Below are 3190 nucleotides of genomic sequence, written 5' to 3' on the forward strand. Positions count from 1 at the left end.
ATCTTAACCAACCGCTCTTTAACAACTGAATCAAGCAATTCGTGTGGGTGCTTGTGGAGTCAGACTGATAGTCAACAAGATTATCAGCATCACAAGTTACTCCGCGAGAAATCAAAGATGTAACCAACGATTGCTGAGCCAAGTTTAGGGTTTCTTAAAAACCCAAAGATGTTTGAACTGAAGAGTTTGATCATGGCTCAGATTGAACGCTGGCGGCAGGCCTAACACATGCAAGTCGAGCGGCAGCACGGGTACTTGTACCTGGTGGCGAGCGGCGGACGGGTGAGTAATGCCTAGGAATCTGCCTGGTAGTGGGGGATAACGTTCGGAAACGGACGCTAATACCGCATACGTCCTACGGGAGAAAGCAGGGGACCTTCGGGCCTTGCGCTATCAGATGAGCCTAGGTCGGATTAGCTAGTTGGTGGGGTAATGGCTCACCAAGGCGACGATCCGTAACTGGTCTGAGAGGATGATCAGTCACACTGGAACTGAGACACGGTCCAGACTCCTACGGGAGGCAGCAGTGGGGAATATTGGACAATGGGCGAAAGCCTGATCCAGCCATGCCGCGTGTGTGAAGAAGGTCTTCGGATTGTAAAGCACTTTAAGTTGGGAGGAAGGGCATTTACCTAATACGTAAGTGTTTTGACGTTACCGACAGAATAAGCACCGGCTAACTCTGTGCCAGCAGCCGCGGTAATACAGAGGGTGCAAGCGTTAATCGGAATTACTGGGCGTAAAGCGCGCGTAGGTGGTTTGTTAAGTTGGATGTGAAATCCCCGGGCTCAACCTGGGAACTGCATTCAAAACTGTCAAGCTAGAGTATGGTAGAGGGTGGTGGAATTTCCTGTGTAGCGGTGAAATGCGTAGATATAGGAAGGAACACCAGTGGCGAAGGCGACCACCTGGACTGATACTGACACTGAGGTGCGAAAGCGTGGGGAGCAAACAGGATTAGATACCCTGGTAGTCCACGCCGTAAACGATGTCAACTAGCCGTTGGGAGCCTTGAGCTCTTAGTGGCGCAGCTAACGCATTAAGTTGACCGCCTGGGGAGTACGGCCGCAAGGTTAAAACTCAAATGAATTGACGGGGGCCCGCACAAGCGGTGGAGCATGTGGTTTAATTCGAAGCAACGCGAAGAACCTTACCAGGCCTTGACATCCAATGAATCTGCTAGAGATAGCGGAGTGCCTTCGGGAACATTGAGACAGGTGCTGCATGGCTGTCGTCAGCTCGTGTCGTGAGATGTTGGGTTAAGTCCCGTAACGAGCGCAACCCTTGTCCTTAGTTACCAGCACGTAATGGTGGGCACTCTAAGGAGACTGCCGGTGACAAACCGGAGGAAGGTGGGGATGACGTCAAGTCATCATGGCCCTTACGGCCTGGGCTACACACGTGCTACAATGGTCGGTACAGAGGGTTGCCAAGCCGCGAGGTGGAGCTAATCCCAGAAAACCGATCGTAGTCCGGATCGCAGTCTGCAACTCGACTGCGTGAAGTCGGAATCGCTAGTAATCGCGAATCAGAATGTCGCGGTGAATACGTTCCCGGGCCTTGTACACACCGCCCGTCACACCATGGGAGTGGGTTGCACCAGAAGTAGCTAGTCTAACCTTCGGGAGGACGGTTACCACGGTGTGATTCATGACTGGGGTGAAGTCGTAACAAGGTAGCCGTAGGGGAACCTGCGGCTGGATCACCTCCTTAATCGACGACATCAGCTGCTCCATAAGTTCCCACACGAATTGCTTGATTCATTGAAGAAGACGATAAAGTTTCTCATTAAAGAGAGGCTTTTTTTGTTTTAAAGCTTAGAAATGAGCATTCCATCAATTGATGGTGAATGTTGATTTCTGATCTTTTTGATTAGATCGTTCTTTAAAAATTTGGGTATGTGATAGAAAGATAGACTGGACGTTACTTTCACTGGTAACGGATCAGGCTAAGGTAAAATTTGTGAGTAATTGCGAATTTTCGGCGAATGTCGTCTTCACAGTATAACCAGATTGCTTGGGGTTATATGGTCAAGTGAAGAAGCGCATACGGTGGATGCCTTGGCAGTCAGAGGCGATGAAAGACGTGGTAGCCTGCGAAAAGCTTCGGGGAGTCGGCAAACAGACTTTGATCCGGAGATGTCTGAATGGGGGAACCCACCTAACATAAGTTAGGTATCTTACGCTGAATACATAGGCGTAAGAAGCGAACCAGGGGAACTGAAACATCTAAGTACCCTGAGGAAAAGAAATCAACCGAGATTCCCTTAGTAGTGGCGAGCGAACGGGGACTAGCCCTTAAGTGGCTTTGAGATTAGCGGAACGCTCTGGAAAGTGCGGCCATAGTGGGTGATAGCCCTGTACGCGAAAATCTCTTAGTCATGAAATCGAGTAGGACGGGGCACGAGAAACCTTGTCTGAATATGGGGGGACCATCCTCCAAGGCTAAATACTACTGACTGACCGATAGTGAACTAGTACCGTGAGGGAAAGGCGAAAAGAACCCCGGAGAGGGGAGTGAAATAGATCCTGAAACCGTATGCGTACAAGCAGTGGGAGCCCACTTTGTTGGGTGACTGCGTACCTTTTGTATAATGGGTCAGCGACTTATTTTCAGTGGCGAGCTTAACCGAATAGGGGAGGCGTAGCGAAAGCGAGTCTTAATAGGGCGTCTAGTCGCTGGGAATAGACCCGAAACCGGGCGATCTATCCATGGGCAGGTTGAAGGTTGGGTAACACTAACTGGAGGACCGAACCGACTACCGTTGAAAAGTTAGCGGATGACCTGTGGATCGGAGTGAAAGGCTAATCAAGCTCGGAGATAGCTGGTTCTCCTCGAAAGCTATTTAGGTAGCGCCTCATGTATCACTGTAGGGGGTAGAGCACTGTTTCGGCTAGGGGGTCATCCCGACTTACCAAACCGATGCAAACTCCGAATACCTACAAGTGCCGAGCATGGGAGACACACGGCGGGTGCTAACGTCCGTCGTGAAAAGGGAAACAACCCAGACCGTCAGCTAAGGTCCCAAAGTTATGGTTAAGTGGGAAACGATGTGGGAAGGCTTAGACAGCTAGGAGGTTGGCTTAGAAGCAGCCACCCTTTAAAGAAAGCGTAATAGCTCACTAGTCGAGTCGGCCTGCGCGGAAGATTTAACGGGGCTCAAACCATACACCGAAGCTACGGGTATCAC

General features: G+C 50.5%; 1 rRNA gene and 1 other annotated feature (1 of these 2 cut by a window edge). The gene reads left to right on the plus strand.

The annotated features are described in order from the left end of the window. Window positions 1-174: 174 nt before the first annotated feature. A 16S ribosomal RNA gene (locus F8N85_RS33335) occupies window positions 175-1713 on the plus strand. Window positions 1714-2028: 315 nt separating this feature from the next. Beyond that, window positions 2029-3190: a sequence feature (most likely nonfunctional fraction of RNA operon), on the plus strand (it continues 233 nt past the right edge of the window).

The sequence above is a fragment of the Pseudomonas fluorescens genome, assembly GCF_902497875.1.
In the GTDB taxonomy this organism is placed as follows: domain Bacteria; phylum Pseudomonadota; class Gammaproteobacteria; order Pseudomonadales; family Pseudomonadaceae; genus Aquipseudomonas; species Aquipseudomonas fluorescens_BR.